Annotated in this window: 16 protein-coding genes; 8 read left to right on the top strand and 8 right to left on the bottom strand. The window is 64.5% G+C overall.

Translation table 11 applies throughout. The features are described 5' to 3' along the window. Positions 1-382 precede the first annotated feature (382 nt). The 5 genes from NKJ64_RS27215 to NKJ64_RS27195 all read left to right on the top strand — a co-directional run bounded on the left by NKJ64_RS27215 (position 383) and on the right by NKJ64_RS27195 (position 6731). Positions 383-1615: a 3-methyl-2-oxobutanoate dehydrogenase (2-methylpropanoyl-transferring) subunit alpha gene (locus NKJ64_RS27215; RefSeq protein ID WP_023829872.1), complete on the top strand. Its 1233-nt coding sequence runs from the start codon at positions 383-385 to the stop codon at positions 1613-1615. Between the two features lie 2 nt (positions 1616-1617). Next, positions 1618-2631, top strand: coding sequence for an alpha-ketoacid dehydrogenase subunit beta (locus NKJ64_RS27210; RefSeq protein WP_023672171.1), 1014 nt, complete (start codon positions 1618-1620; stop codon positions 2629-2631). 2 nt (positions 2632-2633) lie between these two features. Continuing rightward, positions 2634-4034, top strand: coding sequence for a dihydrolipoamide acetyltransferase family protein (locus tag NKJ64_RS27205; RefSeq protein ID WP_023829871.1), 1401 nt, complete (start codon positions 2634-2636; stop codon positions 4032-4034). 235 nt (positions 4035-4269) lie between these two features. Beyond that, a complete protein-coding gene (lpdA, locus tag NKJ64_RS27200) occupies positions 4270-5658 on the top strand; it encodes a dihydrolipoyl dehydrogenase (RefSeq protein ID WP_023754588.1) in 1389 nt (462 codons plus the stop codon). Between the two features lie 206 nt (positions 5659-5864). Further along, a complete protein-coding gene (locus tag NKJ64_RS27195; RefSeq protein WP_023702534.1) occupies positions 5865-6731 on the top strand; it encodes a glycosyltransferase in 867 nt (288 codons plus the stop codon). Between the two features lie 161 nt (positions 6732-6892). Here NKJ64_RS27195 and NKJ64_RS27190 read toward each other — a convergent pair whose 3' ends face one another. Further along, positions 6893-7996 carry a saccharopine dehydrogenase family protein gene (locus NKJ64_RS27190; protein ID WP_023710313.1) on the bottom strand — a complete coding sequence of 368 codons (1104 nt, stop codon included), beginning with the start codon at positions 7994-7996 and terminating at the stop codon, positions 6893-6895. A 150-nt stretch (positions 7997-8146) separates the two neighbouring features. Here NKJ64_RS27190 and NKJ64_RS27185 point away from each other — a divergent pair, with 150 nt between their 5' ends. Further along, on the top strand, positions 8147-8575 hold the full coding sequence (locus tag NKJ64_RS27185; RefSeq protein ID WP_023672167.1) for an Lrp/AsnC family transcriptional regulator: 429 nt from the start codon (positions 8147-8149) through the stop codon (positions 8573-8575). Between the two features lie 178 nt (positions 8576-8753). Here the strand turns inward: NKJ64_RS27185 and NKJ64_RS27180 are convergent, their stop codons facing one another. The 5 genes from NKJ64_RS27180 to NKJ64_RS27160 form a co-directional block, all read right to left on the bottom strand. Further along, on the bottom strand, positions 8754-10787 hold the full coding sequence (locus tag NKJ64_RS27180) for an aldo/keto reductase (protein ID WP_023740153.1): 2034 nt from the start codon (positions 10785-10787) through the stop codon (positions 8754-8756). A gap of 27 nt (positions 10788-10814) precedes the next feature. Then, positions 10815-11894: an ABC transporter ATP-binding protein gene (locus NKJ64_RS27175; protein ID WP_023726711.1), complete on the bottom strand. Its 1080-nt coding sequence runs from the start codon at positions 11892-11894 to the stop codon at positions 10815-10817. A gap of 13 nt (positions 11895-11907) precedes the next feature. Further along, on the bottom strand, positions 11908-12744 hold the full coding sequence (locus tag NKJ64_RS27170; protein WP_023672164.1) for a carbohydrate ABC transporter permease: 837 nt from the start codon (positions 12742-12744) through the stop codon (positions 11908-11910). A 13-nt stretch (positions 12745-12757) separates the two neighbouring features. Beyond that, positions 12758-13618, bottom strand: coding sequence for a carbohydrate ABC transporter permease (locus tag NKJ64_RS27165; RefSeq protein WP_023672163.1), 861 nt, complete (start codon positions 13616-13618; stop codon positions 12758-12760). A 203-nt stretch (positions 13619-13821) separates the two neighbouring features. Next, positions 13822-15090 carry an ABC transporter substrate-binding protein gene (locus NKJ64_RS27160; RefSeq protein ID WP_023685055.1) on the bottom strand — a complete coding sequence of 423 codons (1269 nt, stop codon included), beginning with the start codon at positions 15088-15090 and terminating at the stop codon, positions 13822-13824. A gap of 106 nt (positions 15091-15196) precedes the next feature. On the opposite strand from NKJ64_RS27160, the gene NKJ64_RS27155 reads away from it, so the two are divergent. Beyond that, positions 15197-16066 carry a helix-turn-helix domain-containing protein gene (locus tag NKJ64_RS27155; protein WP_023831916.1) on the top strand — a complete coding sequence of 290 codons (870 nt, stop codon included), beginning with the start codon at positions 15197-15199 and terminating at the stop codon, positions 16064-16066. A gap of 192 nt (positions 16067-16258) precedes the next feature. Here NKJ64_RS27155 and NKJ64_RS27150 read toward each other — a convergent pair whose 3' ends face one another. Continuing rightward, positions 16259-17647 (bottom strand): HAMP domain-containing sensor histidine kinase, encoded by a 1389-nt coding sequence (locus NKJ64_RS27150; protein ID WP_352463620.1) that lies wholly within the window; start codon positions 17645-17647, stop codon positions 16259-16261. Positions 17648-17703: 56 nt separating this feature from the next. Further along, positions 17704-18375, bottom strand: coding sequence for a winged helix-turn-helix domain-containing protein (locus NKJ64_RS27145; protein WP_023827407.1), 672 nt, complete (start codon positions 18373-18375; stop codon positions 17704-17706). Between the two features lie 224 nt (positions 18376-18599). On the opposite strand from NKJ64_RS27145, the gene NKJ64_RS27140 reads away from it, so the two are divergent. Next, a complete protein-coding gene (locus NKJ64_RS27140) occupies positions 18600-19601 on the top strand; it encodes a LacI family DNA-binding transcriptional regulator (RefSeq protein ID WP_023752840.1) in 1002 nt (333 codons plus the stop codon). Positions 19602-19605 lie beyond the last annotated feature (4 nt).

Below are 19605 nucleotides of genomic sequence, written 5' to 3'. Positions count from 1 at the left end.
CGTGCCACTCCCCCCCACCGACCAACGCAAGCCCACAATCACAACGATGCCCCACCCCCCACGGGGCCCCCCCCCCACGGTGGAGCTTCGCTCGACACCTCTCCCCCGATCGACGGGGGAGAGGAAAGCGCGAGTTCGCCGACCTTGGTGCCTTCATCTCTCCCGGAGGCCGTGAAGTGACTATCTGCCGGAAATCCTGCAAAACTTTGCGCCTAATTGCGCGCCGCTCCCCAACATCGACAAGAAATTTCGCCGACATATCTGCATCTTGCGGTCGCCTGCCGGCCGTGACGCCGGATGGGTTGCGGCGCCCCATGAATTGGCGCTGTGCCGGGCGCGCGGATGTGCAAATATCACCGCAGCAAATGGGAGGACCATGGTCATGACCGATGCTGGGATGTTGCGGTTTCATGTGCCGGAGCCGGAAGTGCGGCCGGGCGGAACGCCCGACTTCTCCAACGTGCCTATCCCCAAGGCCGGCTCGGTGCCGCGCCCGGACATCGATGTCGATCCGCGCACCATCCGCGACATGGCGTTTTCGATCATCCGTGTGCTCAACCGCACCGGGGAGGCGGTCGGGCCGTGGGCCGGGCTGCTCACCGACGAGGAGCTGCTCGAGGGGTTGCGCCACATGATGACGCTGCGCAGCTTCGATGCGCGCATGCAGATGGCGCAGCGCCAGGGCAAGACTTCGTTCTACATGCAGCATCTGGGCGAAGAGGCGGTGAGCTGCGCTTTCCGCAAGGCGCTGATGCCGGGCGACATGAATTTCCCGACCTATCGGCAAGCCGGCCTGCTCATAGCCGACGGCTATCCGATGGTCACGATGATGAACCAGATCTATTCCAACGAGGCCGATCCGCTCAAAGGGCGGCAGCTGCCGATCATGTATTCGTCGAAGGAGCACGGCTTCTTCTCGATCTCCGGCAATCTGGCGACGCAATACATCCAGGCGGTCGGCTGGGCGATGGCTTCCGCTATCAGCAACGATTCGAAAATCGCGGCGGCGTGGATCGGCGACGGCTCGACGGCCGAATCCGATTTCCATTCCGCACTGGTGTTCGCCTCAACCTACAAGGCGCCGGTCATCCTCAACGTCGTCAACAACCAGTGGGCGATCTCGACGTTTCAAGGCATTGCGCGTGGCGGCTCCGGCACCTTTGCCGCGCGCGGCCTCGGCTTCGGCATTCCGGCGCTGCGCGTCGACGGCAATGATTATCTCGCCGTGCATGCCGTGGCCAAATGGGCGGCGGAGCGGGCGCGGCAGAATCTCGGGCCGACGCTGATCGAACATGTCACCTACCGTGCCGGCGCGCATTCGAGCTCGGACGATCCGTCGGCCTATCGGCCGAAGACGGAATCCGACGCCTGGCCGCTCGGCGATCCGGTGATGCGGCTGAAGAACCATCTGATCCAACGCGGCGTCTGGTCGGACGAGCGTCACGCCCAGGCCGAAGCGGAAATCCTCGAGACGGTGATCGCGGCGCAGAAGGAAGCTGAAGGCCACGGCACGCTGCATGCCGGCGGCAAGCCGTCGACGCGCGAGATGTTCGAGGGCGTGTTTGCCGAGATGCCGCCGCATCTCAGGCGCCAGCGCCAGCAGGCGGGAGTCTGACCATGCCGAGACGGACCATGATCGAGGCGATCCGCGACGCCATGGACGTGTCGATGGCGCGCGACGAACGCGTCATCGTCTATGGCGAGGATGTCGGCTTCTTCGGGGGTGTCTTCCGCTGCACGGCAGGCCTGCAAGCGAAGTACGGCAAGACCCGCTGCTTCGATGCGCCGATCAACGAATCCGGCATTGTCGGCTCCGCCATCGGCATGGCCGCCTATGGGCTGAAGCCATGCGTGGAAATTCAGTTTGCCGACTACATGTACCCGGCTTACGACCAGCTGACGCAGGAAGCAGCACGCCTGCGCTACCGCTCGAACGGCGATTTCACCTGTCCGATCGTGGTCCGCATGCCGACCGGCGGCGGCATCTTTGGCGGCCAGACGCACAGCCAGAGCCCGGAAGCGCTGTTCACCCATGTGTCGGGGCTGAAGACGGTGGTGCCGTCCAATCCTCATGATGCCAAGGGGCTGCTGATCGCGGCGATCGAGGATCCCGATCCGGTGATTTTTCTGGAGCCGAAGCGGCTCTATAACGGACCGTTCGATGGCCATCACGACCGACCGGTGACGCCATGGTCGAAGCATGAACTGGGCGAGGTCGCCGACGGCCATTACACGGTGCCGCTCGGCAAGGCGGCGATCCGCCGGGCGGGCTCGGCCGTCACCGTGCTCGCCTACGGCACCATGGTCTATGTCGCGCAGGCGGCCGTGGAAGAAACCGGCATCGATGCCGAGATCATCGATTTGCGGACCCTGCTGCCGCTCGATCTCGACGCGATAGTCGCTTCGGTGAAGAAGACCGGACGCTGCGTCGTCGTGCACGAGGCGACACTGACCTCCGGCTTCGGCGCCGAGCTGTCGGCGCTGGTGCAGGAAAATTGTTTCTACCATCTGGAAGCGCCGGTGGCGCGCGTCACCGGTTGGGACACGCCCTACCCGCATGCGCAGGAATGGGATTATTTCCCGGGGCCGGCCCGTGTCGGCCGCGCGCTTCTCGAAACCATGGGAGCCTAGGGATGGGCGAACACATCATCAAGCTGCCGGATGTCGGTGAAGGCGTCGCCGAGGCCGAACTTGTGGAGTGGCACGTCAAGGTCGGCGACCTCGTGCGCGAGGACTCGGTGCTTGCCGCCGTGATGACCGACAAGGCGACGGTGGAAATACCTTCGCCGGTCGATGGCGAGATTCTGTGGCTGGGCGCCGAGATCGGCGACACGGTGGCGATCGGCTCGCCGATCGTGCGGCTGAAGGTGGCGGGTGAAGGCAATGTGAAGGATGCGCTGCCGGGCGAGGCCAGCGCCAAGAGCACCCCCACCCCTGCCGAGGCGAGCCACGGGTCTCGCCCGTCCTCCGGACCCCCACAAGAGGGAGGCGTTTCGGCCACGAAATCCGACGCCAAGTCGCCACCACCTGCACCAGCAGCCAAAAGCGCACGGGCAGCTGAGACTGAATCCCTCTCCCCCTTGTGGGGAGGGGCCAGGGGCGGGGGTACTGCGCCGACATCTAAAGGTGCGGCACCCTCCGGCGCGCCGCGCCCGGAGGGCGAAAAGCCCCTGGCGTCGCCCGCCATCCGGCTCAGGGCGAAGGAGGCGGGGATCGATCTGCGCCAGGTGTCGGGTACCGGCCCTGCCGGCCGCATCAGCCACGAAGATATCGAGGCCTTTCTCGCGCGCGGGCCGCAGGTGGCGAAGGCGTCGGGTCTGGCGCGCAATGACAGCGTCGAGGATATCAAGGTCATCGGACTGCGGCGCAAGATCGCCGAAAAAATGTCGCTGGCGAAGTCACGCATCCCGCACATCACCTATGTCGAGGAGATCGACGTCACAGCACTCGAGGAGTTGCGCGCGGCGCTCAACAAGGAAAAGCGCAAGGGTGTGGAGAGGCCGAAGCTGACGCTGCTGCCGTTCCTGATGCGGGCGATGGTCAAGGCGATTGCCGACCAGCCCAACATCAACGCGCTGTTCGACGACGAGGCCGGCATCATCCATCAGCATGGCGGCGTCCATATCGGCATTGCCGCGCAGACGCCGTCGGGCCTGGTGGTGCCGGTGGTCAAGCACGCCGAGGCGCGCGACCTCTGGGATTGCGCGGCCGAGCTCAACCGCCTGGCCGAAGCGGCGAAGTCCGGCACGGCCAGCCGCGACGAGCTGTCGGGATCGACCATCACCATCACCTCGCTCGGCGCCATGGGCGGCGTGGCGACGACGCCGGTCATCAATCATCCTGAGGTGGCGATCGTCGGCGTCAACAAGATGATGGTGCGGCCGGTCTGGGACGGCACCCAGTTCATCCCGCGCAAGATGATGAACCTGTCGTCGAGCTTCGATCACCGGGTGGTCGACGGCTGGGATGCGGCGGTGTTTGTGCAGCGGATCAAGGCGCTGATTGAGACGCCAGCGCTGATATTTGTGGATTGAGGGGCGGAACGACCGAGATGACGGCGGGACAGCGCCCCCCTCTGCCTTACCAGGCATCTCCCCCACAAGGGGGGAGATTGGACGTCACGCAGGGTTTCGCCAATCTCCATCGTTGCAGGAATGAGCGAAGCGAAGAAGCTGCTGATCTCCCCCCTCGTGGGGGAGATGTCCGGCAGGACAGAGGGGGGCGCGAAGGATCGCGACGGAACATTCCCTCGCATCAAAGGGTCACGCCATGAAAGAAATCTCCTGCAAGCTGCTGGTCATCGGCGCCGGGCCCGGCGGCTACGTCTGCGCTATCCGTGCCGGCCAGCTCGGCATCGATACGGTGATCGTTGAAGCCGGCAAACCGGGCGGCACCTGTCTCAATGTCGGCTGCATCCCGTCCAAGGCGATGATCCATGCGGCGGAAGAGTTCGAGAAGGTCGCGCATATGGCCGGCGGCAGCAGTCCGCTCGGCATCTCGCTAGCAGCGCCCGTGCTCGATCTCGGCAAGACGGTTGCGTGGAAGGACGGCATTGTTAGCCGGCTGACCGGGGGCGTTGCCGGGCTACTGAAGAAGGCCAAGGTCAAGACCGTCTATGGCTGGGCGACGTTCCGCGACGGCAAGACCGTCGCGGTCGAGACCGAGACCGGCACCCAGATCATCCGCGCCGAAACGGTTGTGATCGCCACCGGCTCGGCGACGGTGGAACTGCCGTTCCTGCCGTTCGGCGGCCCGGTGATTTCATCCACAGAAGCGCTGGCTCTCGGCGAGGTGCCGAAAAAGCTCGCCGTGGTCGGCGGCGGCTATATCGGGCTGGAACTCGGCATGGCGTTCGCCAAAATGGGCGCCGCGGTGACCGTGGTCGAGGCGCTGCCGCGCGTGCTGGCGCAGTATGATGCGGAACTGACCCGGCCGGTGGTGAAACGGCTGGCCCAGATCGGCGTCGAGGTGATGCTTGGCGCCAAGGCCAAGGGGGTCAAGGGCGACGCGCTGCTGGTCGAGACCGCGGACGGCAAGAGCACCAAAATCGCGGCAGACAAGATCCTGGTCACGGTCGGCCGCAAGCCGGTGACGGAGGGCTGGGGCCTCGATCAGATCGATCTCGACGTGGCCGGCAAGTTCATCAAGATCGACGACCAGTGCCGCAGCTCGATGCGCGGCATCTATGCCATTGGCGACGTCACCGGCGAGCCGATGCTGGCGCACCGGGCGATGGCGCAAGGCGAAATGGTGGCCGAGATCGTCGCCGGCCACAAGCGCAGCTGGGACAAGCGCTCGATCCCGGCCGTCTGCTTCACCGATCCGGAGCTGGTGACGGCAGGGCTAACGCCGGAGGAGGCGAAGGCTTCAGGCGAAATCAAGATCGGCCAGTTCCCCTTCGCCGCCAACGGCCGGGCGATGACGAAACTCGGCGAGGACGGGTTTGTTCGTGTTGTCGCCCGCGCGGACAACCATCTGGTGCTGGGCATCCAGGCGGTCGGGCAAGGCGTGTCGGAACTGGCGGCGGCGTTCGGCCTGGCGCTGGAAATGGGCGCGCGGCTGGAGGATATCGCCGGGACCATCCATGCGCATCCGACGCAAGGCGAAGGCTTCCAGGAAGCGGCGCTGAAGGCGCTGGGCCACGCGCTGCATATTTGAAGTGCGCTTACCCTCCCCCTTGTGGGGAGGGTCGATCCGCGTAGCGGAGCGGGGTGGGGGTCCTCGCCGACCGTCAGCGCTCACCCCCACCCCGTCTCGCCATCTCCGCTTCGCTCCGACCGCGAGCCGACCCTCCCCACAAGGGGGAGGGTGGCCGCCCAGCCGTTGGTTGTCGCAGATCAGCGGAATGTACTAAGTGTCGGTCCATGGACACCGGCCTGAAGAAATACATCGCCATACGCTACAACATCGCCGCTGGCTTCAAGCCAAGCCAGTGGGACGGAAAGGGCCGCGCCAATCTCGACCCGGTCTGGCTGGTCGAGCGCCTGGCGTTGTTCGACACCTATTGCGCGTCGTCGCTCGAAGGCCAGTCGCTGAAGGATTTTACCGTCCTTGTGGCGTTCGATGCCGATACGCACGAGAACTATATTCGCACCGTGTGCAGCTGCGTGGCCGGTGTCGACGTCAGGCCGATCCTTGTCGAGGCCGGCGACGATTACAACAATCGCTTCAATGCTTTCGTCCACGACGACAGCGATGCCGAGTATGTCTCGCTAACGCGGCTCGACAGCGACGACGCGCTGGCGCCGACCTTCATGGAGCGCGTCGACCACTACGCGCGCCGGGAGATCGAAAAGCGTGTGGTGGACCTGCAGCCGCTCTACATTGCCTTTCCGGACGGCCAGAATTTCGAGACGGCAAGCGGACGCTACACGCACCACGACTATGTCACGTCGGCGTTCGGCACGCTGGTCGAAAGGAGATCGCCGGCGATGAGCGGCGTCTACAGCGAGCACCACGCAAAAATGGCGACGCGCTTCAACACCGTCGTGGCGGCATCGAAGGGCGCGCAATGGTGCATCGTCATCCATGACAACAACGCCGCCAACGTGTTGAGGGGGAAGCCGGTCTCGGGGCCCTCCTTCACGGTGGGCCGACCGGGTGTCGAACCCAAGGTGCCAGCGCGAAGGCAAAGCGCGCCACGACAGGCGACGCAGCCCCGCATGGCGCCGCGGACCGCGGGCAACTTCATCCGGTTTCTGCTCGGACGACCGATGGCTCTGCGGAAGTAGCGGGCGCTTTACCCTCCCCCTTGTGGGGAGGGTCGATCGCGGAGCGGAGCAGGGTGGGGGTCCTCGCCAACCGTCGGCGCTCACCCCCCACCCCGTCTCGCCATCTCCGCTTCGCTCCGATTGCGCGCCGACCCTCCCCACAAGGGGGAGGGTGAAGTAGCTCAGCTCGCCAGCCGGCTCACCATCTCGTGCTGCGCATAAGCGCGCCCAAAACGATTGGCGAGAAACGCATCCAGCGCGATGTCTTCCTGCTTGACGAAACCGGTCGCCGGCAAGGTGCCGTCGGCCAGCATGTCGAGCACGGCGCAGATGCCTGAGGCAGTGGTGATCTGGATTGCGCTGCGCACCTGGCTGCCAATGCGCTGCGAATAGATCTTGTTGGCGTAGGTTTCCTGCAGCAGGCGGCCATTGCGGCGGCCCGAGACGGTGACGAAGACGATGACCACGTCCTGCAGCGTTGCCGGCAGGGCGCTCTCGAAAATGTCCTTCAGCACGTCGCGGCGGTGGCGCAGGCCGAGATCGTTGAGCAGCGCCTTCATGATCGCCGCGTGGCCGGAATAGCGGATGGTGCGGTAGTTCAGCGTGCGCACCTTGCCCTTCAGCGTCTCGGCCAGCGTGCCGAGACCGCCGGAGGTGTTGAAGGCCTCATAGGTGACGCCGTCGAGCGAGAACTCTTCGCGCTCCTCCAGCGGCGGCACCTCGATCAGCTCGCCCTCGACGATCGCCTCGCAGGGTTCGCAATATTCGTTGATGACGCCGTCGGTGCTCCAGGTCAGATTGTAGTTCAGCGCATTGGACGGGTATTGCGGCAGCGCGCCGACGCGCATGCGAACGCTTTCCAGCGTGTCGAAGCGGCTGGCGAGATCATTGGCGACGATCGAGATGAAGCCCGGCGCCAGGCCGCATTGCGGAATGAAGGCGCTGTTGCCCGACTTGGCCAGCTCCTTGACGCGGCGGGTCGAGACGACATCCTCGGTCAAATCGAGATAGTGCACGCCGGTGGCGGCGGCCGCTTCGGCGATGCGCGTGGTCAAATGGAAGGGGGCGGCGCTCAGCACGGCGAAGGCGCCGGCAAGGGCGGCCTCGAGTGCGCCCGGCGCTGCGATATCGAGCTCCAGCCCCTCGACGCCGGCGGGAAGTTCGGCCGCGGCAAACTGCGCCGCCGCGCGGTCGACAACGGTGACGTGGTAGTCGCCGCTGTCGGCGAGCATGCCTGCAATGGTGGAGCCGATCTTGCCGGCGCCGACGACGATGATTTTCTTCATGACCTTGCCCCTCGTGAAAACTCTTTGGCCCAGACCGCCGCGCGGTGGACGCGATGCCTTCAAGAATCGCAGCTTGCCTGTCGAAAGGAAGCGTGGGATCGTTTGAAATGAACCCTGCACTTGAACGATACGCCGACGAGGTTCGTCGAAATGCTCAGTGACGCCGAACAAAAACTGCTTTCCCTGCTGCGCGCCAATGCCCGCGCGTCGACCACTGAGCTGGCGCGCCAGCTCGGCGTTTCGCGCACGACAGTGCAGAGCCGGATCGAGCGGCTGGAACAGCGCGGCATCATCACCGGCTATGGCGTGCGGATGGCGCCGGACTACGAGCAGGGGCTTGTGCGGGCGCATGTGCTGCTCACCGTCACGCCCAAGCTCGCCGACAAGGTGGTGCGGGCGCTGCAGGCGCTGCCGCCGGTACGGACGCTGCACTCGGTGAGCGGCAATTTCGACATGATCGTCATCGTCGACGCGCCGTCGATCAGGGATCTGGATGCGTTGCTGGACGAGATCGGGGCGATGGACGGGGTCGAGCGGACGTCGTCGTCGATTATTTTGTCGACACGGATCGATCGGTAGGTGGAACGCATGAGCTGCTAATCTCCCCCCTTGCGGGGGAGATGGCCGGCAGGCCAGAGGGGGTCGTTCGACTGGGCTCGGCCTACCTGCCGCTGCAGAAGGAGGTTAGCGCTCCACGCGAGGCGACCCCCTCTGTCGCCTTCGGCGACATCTCCCCCTCAAGGGGGGAGATTAGCTGCTAAGCCCGCCGCCTTTCCGGCCCGCTATCCAGCCACGCCACATCCTCCGCCGACAGCTTGATATCCAGCGCCTTCAAACTGTCCTCCAACTCGTCCAGCGTGCGCGGGCCGATCAACGGCACCGACGGAAAGGGCTGCGCCAGCACATAGGCGAGCGCGATGTGGATCGGACTTTTGCCCAGGCGCTGCGCCAGCTCGATGGCGCGGTCGCGGCGGCCAAAGTTCTTCTCGGAATACCAGACCCGCACCAGCTCCTCATTGTCCTGCTTGTCGCGGCCGGCGCGGTCGGTGAAGAAGCCGCGGCCCTGGCTCGACCAGGCGAAGTTGGGCATCTGCCTTTTCGTCAGCCAGGATTTCCAGTCGTCGGTCGACGAGGTGATGCAGCCGGCCCAGATCGGCTCCAGCATCTCGGCCAGCGAGAAATTGTTGGAGAGCACGCCGGGCTTCTGCTTGCCGGTGCGCTCGGCATAGGCAATCGCCTCGTCCATGCGCGCCATCGTCCAGTTCGAGCCGCCGAACGGGCCACGGATGCGGCCGGCCTTGGCCTCGGCGTCCATGGCGTCAACGAACTCGCCGACCGGCACATCCGGGTTGTCGCGGTGCATGAAATAGAGGTCGACATGGTCGGTCTGCAGCCGGTCCAACGACTGGGCGAGCTGCTTGCCGATGACATCGGGATAGCAGAGCGGCGAGTGGGCGCCCTTGGCGATGATCACCGACTGCTCGCGCACGCCGCGATTCCTGAGCCACTGGCCAAGCAGCGTTTCGGTGTAGCCGCCGCCGTAGACGTAGCCGGTGTCGAACAGATTGCCGCCGGCCTCGAAGAAGGCGTCGAGCAGGATTGCGCCCGACGAGAAGGTGCGGAAATCCTCGAAGCCGAGCGCCACCACGGAGGCCGGCTTCGACAGGCCCGGAATCTTGCGCTTGCCGATGGCGGTGCCGCCGGTGCGCAGCGGCCGGCCCGAAAGGGTGTTGGTTCGCTTAGCCGGCTTTTCGATTTCATATTCGAGCCCTACGGCAGCGCGCCATTTGTCGAGCACACGCAGCGTGCCGAGACTGTCGGCCCAGCTCATGCCCGGCCAGGCGAACTCCTGTTTGCCGGCCAGGATCGCCTCGCCGGCGGCGTCGACCTCGAAGGAATAGAGATGGCGGGTTTCGTTGACGCTGATGGTCTCGCGCGTGTCGTCGGCGAGAATTACATCGATCCGGCCAGGGCCGCCATCGCGGTTGCCGCCGCCGGCGAACCAGAAATCCGGCACCTCGATGCGGCCCTTGGTGCCGAGGATGCGCAGGACATTGTCCTGTTTGAGCGAGATGCTGCAGGATACCTCGGCGACGATGCCACCGGGAAAATGCAGCAGCGCCGAGGCCCATTCGTCGACGCCGGACTTGCCGAGATGGGCGGTGCCGACAACCTTGTCCGGCTCGGCAAAGGGTTTTCCAGTCGCAGCCCCGGCAATCAGCCGCACCATCGAGACGGGATAGCCGCCAACATCGAGGATGCCGCCGCCGGCGAGATCGTTGGCGTAGAGCCGGTGCTCGGGCATGAAGCCCGGCATGGCGAAGCCGAAGCTCGACTTCATCAGCCTGACATCGCCGATGACGCCCGACTTGATGAGTTCCACCAGCTTCGCCGTCTGCGGGTGCAGCCGGTACATGAACGCTTCGCCGAGGAAGGTGCCGGCCTTGCGCGCAGCATGGATCATGGCGTCGGCCTCGAAGGCGGTCAGCGCCAGCGGCTTTTCGCACAGCACATGCTTGCCGGCTTCCGCCGCCTTGATTGCCCATTCGGCATGGCCGGGATGCGGGATGGCGATATAGACGGCATCGACCTCGGGGTCGGCGAGCAGCGCGTCGTAACCGTCGAGGATGCGGGCGCCGGGAAACGTCTCGGCCAAGCCTGCCTTGCCGGGATTGCGGGCGCCGAGCGCCACGATCGTGCCGGTGCGCGAGCCTGCCACGCCGCGGGCGAACGCTTTGGCGATGTCGCCGGGCCCAAGTATCCCCCAGCGGATGGGCGCGGTTGCAGTCATGATCATTCTCCTTGCATAGCTGGAAGGTCAGCGCAGCCGCTGGCCGTTTTCATCGAACAGATAGGATTTGCGGATGGACACGGTGATCTCCTGGGTGTCGGGGACCTTTGCCGCGTCGCGCTGGATCACCAGGTCTTCGCCATGGGCGGTCCTGGCATAGATGAAGCTGGTGCCGCCGAGATGCTCGACCACGTCGATGCCGACAGTGAGGTCGGCGTCGCCTTCGCCGCCATTGCCGAAATGTTCGGGCCGCACGCCGACAATGACCTTGGCTCCTGTTTGCGGCACGGCGCCGGTCAATGGTTGCATAATGCGGGTCTTTTCCTCGCCCACCAGCTCGACGGTGACGCTGCTCGTGTTGCGCCCGACGACGCGGCCCTTGATGAAATTCATCTTCGGCGAGCCGACAAAGCCGGCGACGAACTGGTTGTCGGGATTGTCGTAGAGATCGAGCGGCCGGCCGATCTGCTCGACATGGCCACCGCGCAGCACCACGATCCGGTCGGCCAGCGTCATCGCTTCGGTCTGGTCGTGGGTGACATAGATCATCGTCGTGCCGAGCTCCTTGTGCAGGCGCGAGATCTCGACCCGCATCTGGACGCGCAGCTCGGCGTCGAGATTGCTCAACGGCTCGTCGAACAGGAAGACTTGCGGTTCGCGCACGATGGCGCGGCCAATGGCAACGCGCTGGCGCTGGCCGCCGGACAATTGCCTGGGCCGCCGCGCCATCAACTCTGTGATGCGCAGGATTTCGGAGGCCCGCTTCACCCGCCGCTCGGTGTCCTCCTTGGGGTTGCCGGTCATCCTGAGGCCAAAGCTCAGGTTCTGCTCCACGCTCATGTGCGGGTAGAGCGCGTAGGACTGGAACACCATGGCGATGCCGCGCTCGGCCGGCTCGACATCGTTCATCACCTTGCCGCCAATGGCGATCTCGCCGCCGCTGATATCCTCCAGCCCGGCGATCATCCTGAGCAGCGTCGATTTTCCACAACCCGACGGGCCGACAAAGACGACGAACTCGCCATCGGCGATATCGATGTTGGCGCCATGGATGATCTCATAGACGCCGAAGCGTTTTACGACATTGGTGAGGGTGACTGCCGCCATATCGCTGTTGTCCCTACTTGACGGCACCGGCGGCGATGCCGGCGATGAAATGGCGCTGCAGCAGCACGAAGACGACCAGCATCGGTACGGTCAGCATGACGGCGCCGGCCATGATGCCGCCCCATGAGACCTTGGTCAGGCCGATCAGCGTGCCGAGCGCCACAGGGGCCGTCATCGCGCCGGGCTGGCTGTTGATCAAAAGCGGCCAGAGATAATTGTTCCACGAGGCGAGGAACAGGATGATGGCGAGCGCCGCCAGCATCGGCCGCGCCAGCGGCAAAGCGACGAACAGGAAGATACGCCATTCCTTGACGCCCTCGACACGTGCCGCGTCGAAAAGGTCGGCCGGCATCATCGAGAAAGCCTGGCGCATGAACAGCACGCCCAGCGAATTGAACAAGGGTGGCACGATCAGCGCAATCCAGGTGTTGGCGAGCTGGAAGTCGCGCGCCACCATGATGAATTGCGGGATCAGCACCACCGCATAGGGCAGCGTGATGGTGCCGAGGATGATCGCCACCACCGCGCCCTTGCCGAAGAACTGATAGCGGGCGAGCGCCCAGCCGGCCATCGAGGTCAGCAGCACCGAGAAGAAGGTGTAGGTCACCGCCACCGCCACCGAAATGCCGATAGCGCCGACGAAATTGGTGTCGCGCTGCAGGTTGTTGAAATTGTCGACGAAATTGCCGTGCGGCAGAAGCTCGATGCCGGGGCTGAAAATGCCGTTGTCGGGCATGGTCGAAAACACCACCATCATCCACAGCGGAAACAGCCAGATCACCGCCAGCGGTGTCAGGACCAGATGCAGCAGGACGCTGCGGCCGAGCCGGCGTTGCGACAGCGAACTCATTTCGGCTCCCCTCTCATTTCGGCTCTCGTGTCAGCCACAGCTGCACCAGCGTGATGGCGATTGCCAGCCCCGCCATGGTGTAGGCGACGGCCGAGGCGTAGCCGAAATTGAGCGAGCGAAAACCCTGGCGGTAGAGCAGCAGGCCAAGCGTCTCGGTGCCGCCGCCGGGGCCGCCGCGCTCCGTGATCAGGAACGGCTCGGTGAACAGCTGCATCGTGCCGATGATCGACAGCACGGCGCAAAACACGATGACCGGCTTGAGCAGCGGCAGCGTTATGTAGAAGAACTGCTTGAGCTTGCTGACGCGGTCGAGCGTCGCTGCTTCATAGACGTCCTCGGGGATCGACTGCAGGCCGGCGAGCAGGATGATGGCGTTGTAGCCGGCCCAGCGCCAGGTTACCGCGATCATGATCAGCGCCATGGCCGGTGTGACGTTGGAGAACCAGTCGATCTTGGCCAGGCCGACGCCGGCGAGGAGCTTGTTGATGATGCCGAAATCCAGGTTGAACATCAGCCGGAACACGGCGGAATAGGCGACCTCGCCGACCACCACCGGAGCGAAGAAGGCAAAGCGGTAGAGGCCACGTGCTTTCAGCAGCGGCGAGTTCAGCAGCACCGCCATGATGATCGCCAGCGAGATCATCACCGGCACCTGGATGACGAGGATGAGCAGCGTGTTCTTCAGCGCGTTGAAGAAAGCGGGGTCGCCGATCAGGCGGCCCCAGTTGAACGTCGGCGCAAAGCGCCAGGGCACCGTGCGCGTCGCCTGGAAGGAAATCATGAACGAGGAGATGATCGGCCACACCCAGAAGATGGCAAAGATCAGAAGGTAGGGCGTAAGGAAGCGATAGGCCGTGGCGTTCTGGTAGCGCATGGTTTCCTCCTCCTTCCTCTTTCCCGGTTGATATCCGGCGTGTTGTTAGCCGGCGGACGCCGCCGGCAATTGGCGAACTGTTGGGCGAGAGCGTCCCTTTCCCCGCCACTATACGGGGAGAGGATGCCGGCAGGCAGGTGAGGGGCAGCGCCAACAGTCCGGCAAATTGCCCTATATCTGGCCCGCCAGCATCACCGCCTTGGTCACTTGATCGGCAGTCCCGTCGCCGAAGCGATCTGGCTGGCGGCGTCGTCGAGGGCGGCCTTGGCATCGGGATAGCCGCCGCCGAGATATTTGGTCTGCACGGCGCGCATGATGATTTCGGCGTCGCTCTGGAACGGCGTGCCGCGGCTCGGCACCACCTTGGGCAGCGTGGCGAGAATGTCCTTCCACACTGCCTGGCCGCCCCAATAGGGCAGGCCCTGCGAGACGTAGGGGTCGTCGAGGGCCGAGATCAGTGACGGCACCAGGCCGAAATCCCTGAGCATGGTGATCTGGCCTTCATTGGTCTCGAGCGTGTATTTCAGATAGGCGTAGGCGGCCTCCTTGTTCTTCGAGGCTGAGGTGATGGCGAGCGACGAGCCTCCGAGATTGGCGGCGCGCGGGCCGTCGGCGGTCAGGCTCGGCATCAGATAGACACCCCATTTGCCGTTTTCGCCGGCGGATTCGGTGCGGATGGTGCCCTCATACCAGCCGCCATAGACCTGGGTGGCGACGGTGCCGGCGGTGTTGTTGGTGATCTTGGTGCCCCAGTCGGCCGACGAGATGATGCCGGCGTCCTTCATGTCCTTGATCTTGGCCAGCGTGTCGACGCATTTCGGCTGGTTGACGGTGATCGACTGCCCATCGGCGGCGAAATAGCCGCAGCCCTGTTCGTTGGAAATCATGCGGAAAAATTCGGTGTCGCCGTTGAAATCGGCATTGGTCATGGTGACGCCGGGATTGGCGGCCTGGACCTTCTTGCCGGCGGCGATGAAATCGTCCCAGGTCTTGATCGAGGCCGGATCGACGCCGGCCTTCTCGTAGAAGTCGCGGCGGTAGAAGGCGGCTACCGGGCCGGAATCCCACGGCATGGCATAGGCCTTGTCGCCGACCTCCAGTTCGGTGCGCTTGAAGTCCGGGAATTTCTTCTGGTCGTCGGCGGTGTAGCCCAGCGTGTGCAAATCGACGAAGCAATCGGGGAACTGGCTCCAGTAATTCTCGGCCTCGCCGTTTTCGATCGAGACGATATCGGGCAGGCCGACGCCGCCGGCCGCGCAGCCGGCGATCGACTTGTCATAGGTCGGCTGGTTGCCGAGATCCTGAACGGTGACCTTGACGTCGGGATGCTGCTTGTTGAAGCCGGCCACCGTCGCCTTCAGCGACGAAGCGGCGATATTCCAGCTCCAGATCGTGATTTCGCCGGACTGCGCCAAAGCCGGGGTTGAGCCCAGGCCAAGCGCCAGCGCGGCACAGATCAGTGTCGTGCGCATTGAAATCCTCCCATTTCATTTGCTCTCTCTTCGCGAGCATGGCTAGACTAGGCGGCGCGGAAGGCTTGTCCCTGACAACGGGAATAAAAGATGGGCGGAAAGTAAGATGCCGGAACGGCCGTTTTACCAGCCTGGCGCCAGCAGCGTCGAAGGCCTGCCGATGGCTTTGCAGATGTTTCACAACCATCCGCTGGTGATGCTGAAGCCGCATTGGCATGCCCAGGTCGAGGTCAATTTCATCGTCCGCGGCAGCGTGCATTACCGCATGAACGAGCACGAGATCGCGCTCACGGCGGGCGACATGTGCCTGTTCTGGGGCGGGCTGCCGCACCAGATGGACGATCTCTCCGACGACGCCATCTATGCCGGCGCGCATCTGCCGCTGGTGCATTTCTTCCGCCTGCATCTGCCGACGGATGTCCGCCACAGGCTGATGACCGGCGCCACGCTGGTGACATCGGCGACCGACCAGGCCGACCATCACAATTTCGAGCGCTGGAACCGCTATTTCCGCTCGGGCGATGCGGCGATAACCGAGCACGCCGTGAACGAGCTGCTGCTGCGGTTGGAGCGGGTGCGCTTCGAGCCCTACCGGCTGGTGCCGGAAACCGCCATCGGCCAGGAACCCGGCGGCCCGTTCGACCAGCAATCGCTGCGCAATGTCGGTCGCATGTGCGACTTCATCGCCGAGAATTTCCTCTACGACATAGACTGCGTCGACATCGCGGCGGCGGCCGACATCCATCCCAAATACGCCATGAGCATTTTCAAGAAATCGACCGGCATGACGCTCAACGAATATATGAATCTGCTGCGGCTGAGCTACGCGCAGGCGCTGCTGATGCATGAAGACGCCAATGTGCTGCGCGTCGCCATGGATTCAGGCTTCGGCTCGCTCAGCGCCTTCAACAAATCCTTCCGCAAGCTGGCAGGGATGTCGCCCTCGGATTTTCGCCGGGGTGCGGTGGGCCGATAGGTTCAACGGTCATCTTGATCAACCCGCAGCCGTTCCGGGTGGAAACATGTGCAAGGCTAATCGCGACCGCCTTTGTCGGATGCGATCATCAACTTGGAGAAAGTTGTCAGCGACTTGGCGTTTCATGAGCGCCTTCCCCCACTCCGTCGCTGCTTCGCTCGACGGAGTGGGGTCGACCTGGCTCTGGCGTTGTCATTTCAAGCCGGGACCGGTGCCCTCCGCCCGAGGAAACCCGACAATTGCCGCCAGCCCAGGCCGGCGATCCTCCAGCGCAATCGTTGCACCATGCAGGTCGGCGATGGCCCGCACAAGGCTGAGGCCCAGGCCGCTGCCGGGCGTGGTGCGGCTGGAGTCCAGCCGGTAGAGCCGCTGGAACACTTTTTCGCGCTCCTGCGCCGGGATGCCGGGGCCATTGTCGGCGACCTCAGCCAGAATGCGGTCGCCTTGCCGCCGCACCGATAGAAGGATTGCCGTGCCATCGGGGCAATGCCGCAGCGCGTTCTCAACCAGATTGGCAAACAATTGCGTCAGCAGGTCGCGGTCGCCGTGGACCAGGCATGGGGTGCCGTGGACGATCGTGGCCGACAGCGACTTGCCGTCATCCTCGGCGACACCGGCGTAGATTTCGGCAATGGCATCGATGACGCCGGTGAGGTCGAGATCGACAAAGCGCGCCTTGCGGGCGCCGGCCTCGATCTGGGCAATACGCAACAGCGCATCGAAAGTATCGTTGATCTGCAGGCTTTCCCCACGTGCCTCCGCCAGCTCATCGGCAACGGCCTCACCCCGCGCGGTCCTGTCGGCCGCAGCTTCCAAAATCATCTGCAGCCGGTTGAGCGGCGTCTTCAGATCATGCGCGATGTCGGCGCTGACCTGGCGCATGCCGTCCACCAGCGCCGCCAGCCGCTCCAGCGCGGCGTTGACCTGGCGCGAGACGCCGTCAATGTCGTCGCCATTGCCGAGCAGTAGAATGCGGGCGTCGAGCCGGCCGTTGGAGACATCGTCCATGGTGGTGGCAATGCCGTCGAGGCGACGCTGCACACGCGACGCCAGCAAGGCGCCGCCAGCCACCGCCAGCCCTGAAATGATCAGGGTGGCCCAGCCGAAGTTCATCAAAACGATGCGTTCCAGCTCCTCGGTTTCGGAAAGCGAAAAGGCAATTGTCAGGCTGTTGGGCCCGACCGAACCGGTCCAGGCGCGGTACATAGTGTCCGGCGCAACGCCTGGCAGGGAAGCGGCAAAATCGGAAAAGCCATCCGGAAGGTCGGCGGCGGTGAAATTCCCGGCCAGATGATTGCCGGCGGGATCGGTGAGCGAGAACAGCTGTTCCTTGCTCGGGCTGAGCGCGGCGTGGCTGTCGACTGCCGAAACCAGATCCTCCCGGTCGTTTCCGGCATAGGTCACCGCCACGACCGAATAGGTCTCCTTGACCGACTGGTCGAGCTGCTCGGCAAGATCCGCGCTCATCAGCTGGTAGACGATGGCGCCTGACAGGATGAAGGCGAGCACGAACAGCAAGGCCAAGGTCAGGGCCAGCCGAAACGGCGTGCTGCGCAGCAGGCGAGAGCCTGTCTCAGTCATAGTGCGTTTCAGTCATTGCAAGCTTCAGTCATGGCAAGTTTCTGTCATGCCGCGCCTCAGTCGTGAACACTGTAGCCAGTGTTGCGCACGGTGTGGATCAACGCGGTTTCGAACGGCCTGTCGATCTTGGCGCGCAGCCGGCTGATATGGGTTTCGACGACGCTGGTCTTGGGGTCGAAGTGAAAATCCCAGACCCGTTCCAGAAGCATGGTGCGGGTGATGACGCGGCCCTCGCCGCGCATCAGCACTTCGAGCAGGCTGAATTCGCGCGGCTGCAGGTCGATCGCCTGGCCCTGCCTGGTGACGCGGCGCTGGATCAGGTCCATTTCGAGGTCGGCGATGCGCAGCGTCGTCTTCAGCTCCTGCACCGCAGGGCGACGGCCGAGCGCGTTGATGCGGGCGAGCAGTTCGGAAAAGGCGAATGGCTTGACGAGATAGTCGTCGCCGCCGGCCTCGAGCCCTTCAACCCTGTCGTCGACGCCGCCGACCGAGGTCAGAAAGATCGCCGGCGTACGCACGCCCGCTGCCCGCACCGCCTTGATCATCGACAGGCCGTCGAGGCCGGGCAGCATGCGGTCGACGACGATCACGTCATAGGCGTCGCGTGTCGCGGCAAACAGCGCGTCGCGGCCATCGCGCCTGAGGTCGCAGATATGGCCTGCCTCGCCAAGGCCCTTGACGACATAGTCGGCGGTGCGTGGGTCGTCCTCGACAAGGAGAAGTCGCATCGTTGTTCCGATCGTTGGCGATTGAGCAGTTCCCGGCTCTCGAACCTTATCCGGTTGCGACAACAGGTCGACCACCAAGCACCCAGCCTTGCGGCTTTTTCTTGGCGGCAGATCGCTCCGCTCAGCAGGTTGCTCAAAGGGACATTGACACTCGAAAGCTGCGCTCTAGCGTGCGACACATCCGGTTACGCAATCATTAGGCTAATCGAGTCAGGGGACAAGAAATGACGACGATTGCCGATGTCGCGCGCCATGCCGGAGTGTCGGTCGCAACCGTCTCGCATGTGATGAACCGCACGCGCCATGTCGAGCCTGAGACGGCCGAGCGCGTGCATTCGGCCATCGCCGCCTTGCGCTACAGCCCGAACACGCTGGCGCGCAGCCTGAGGCGCGGCGAGACCAAGACCATCGGCCTGCTGCTGCCGGACAATTCCAACCCGTTCTTCGCCGGCGTGGCGCGCCAGATCGAGGATGCCGGCTTCCTTGCCGGCTATACGGTGATCCTGTGCAACTCCGACGGCAGCGCCGAGAAGGAGGAGCGCTACCTACAGGTGCTGATGGCCAAGCAGATCGACGGGCTGATCTTTGCCGGCTCGTCCGATCATGCGCGGGTGTTCTCCAGCCTTCTGCCCGGCGTCCCGGCGGTGCTGATCGACCGCGAGATCCATTCGGTCAATGTCGATTCCGTGCTGGTCGATCACGATCATGGCGGCTATCTCGCCGGCCGCTATCTGGCCGGGCTCGGCCACGAGAAGATCGGCGTCATCGGCGGCCCGCGCGATTCCAGCTCCAGCCCCGCCCGCCTGCGCGGCTTCGCCAGGGCGCTGCAGGAAGCCGGCCTCGACCTGCCGCCGGCCTCGGTGGTGGATTCCGACTACCACTTCGCCGGCGGCCGCATGGCGATGGAGCGGCTGATGGCGCAGGCGCCGGGGATCACGGCGCTGTTTGCCTGTAACGATCTGATGGCCATGGGCGCGCTGACAGTGCTGCGCGGGCGCGGATTGCGGGTCCCCGGCGACATGTCGATGATCGGCTTCGACGACATACCCTATGCCGTCACCACCTGGCCGCCACTGACGACGATCGCACAGCCGGTCGAGAAGATCGGCACGCGGGCGGTCAGCCTGCTGCTCGAGCGGGTTGCCGAGCCGGCGGCGCATTCGCGCCGCGAAGTGCTCACCCCGGTGCTCGTCGAACGGGAGAGCTGCGCGCCGTTGCGCGGCTGAAGCC

The organism is Mesorhizobium sp. M0062, assembly GCF_040323125.1.
Taxonomy (GTDB): domain Bacteria; phylum Pseudomonadota; class Alphaproteobacteria; order Rhizobiales; family Rhizobiaceae; genus Mesorhizobium.
The sequence above is the reverse complement of the archived record's forward strand: the minus strand, read 5'-3'. Positions and strand labels throughout refer to the sequence as shown.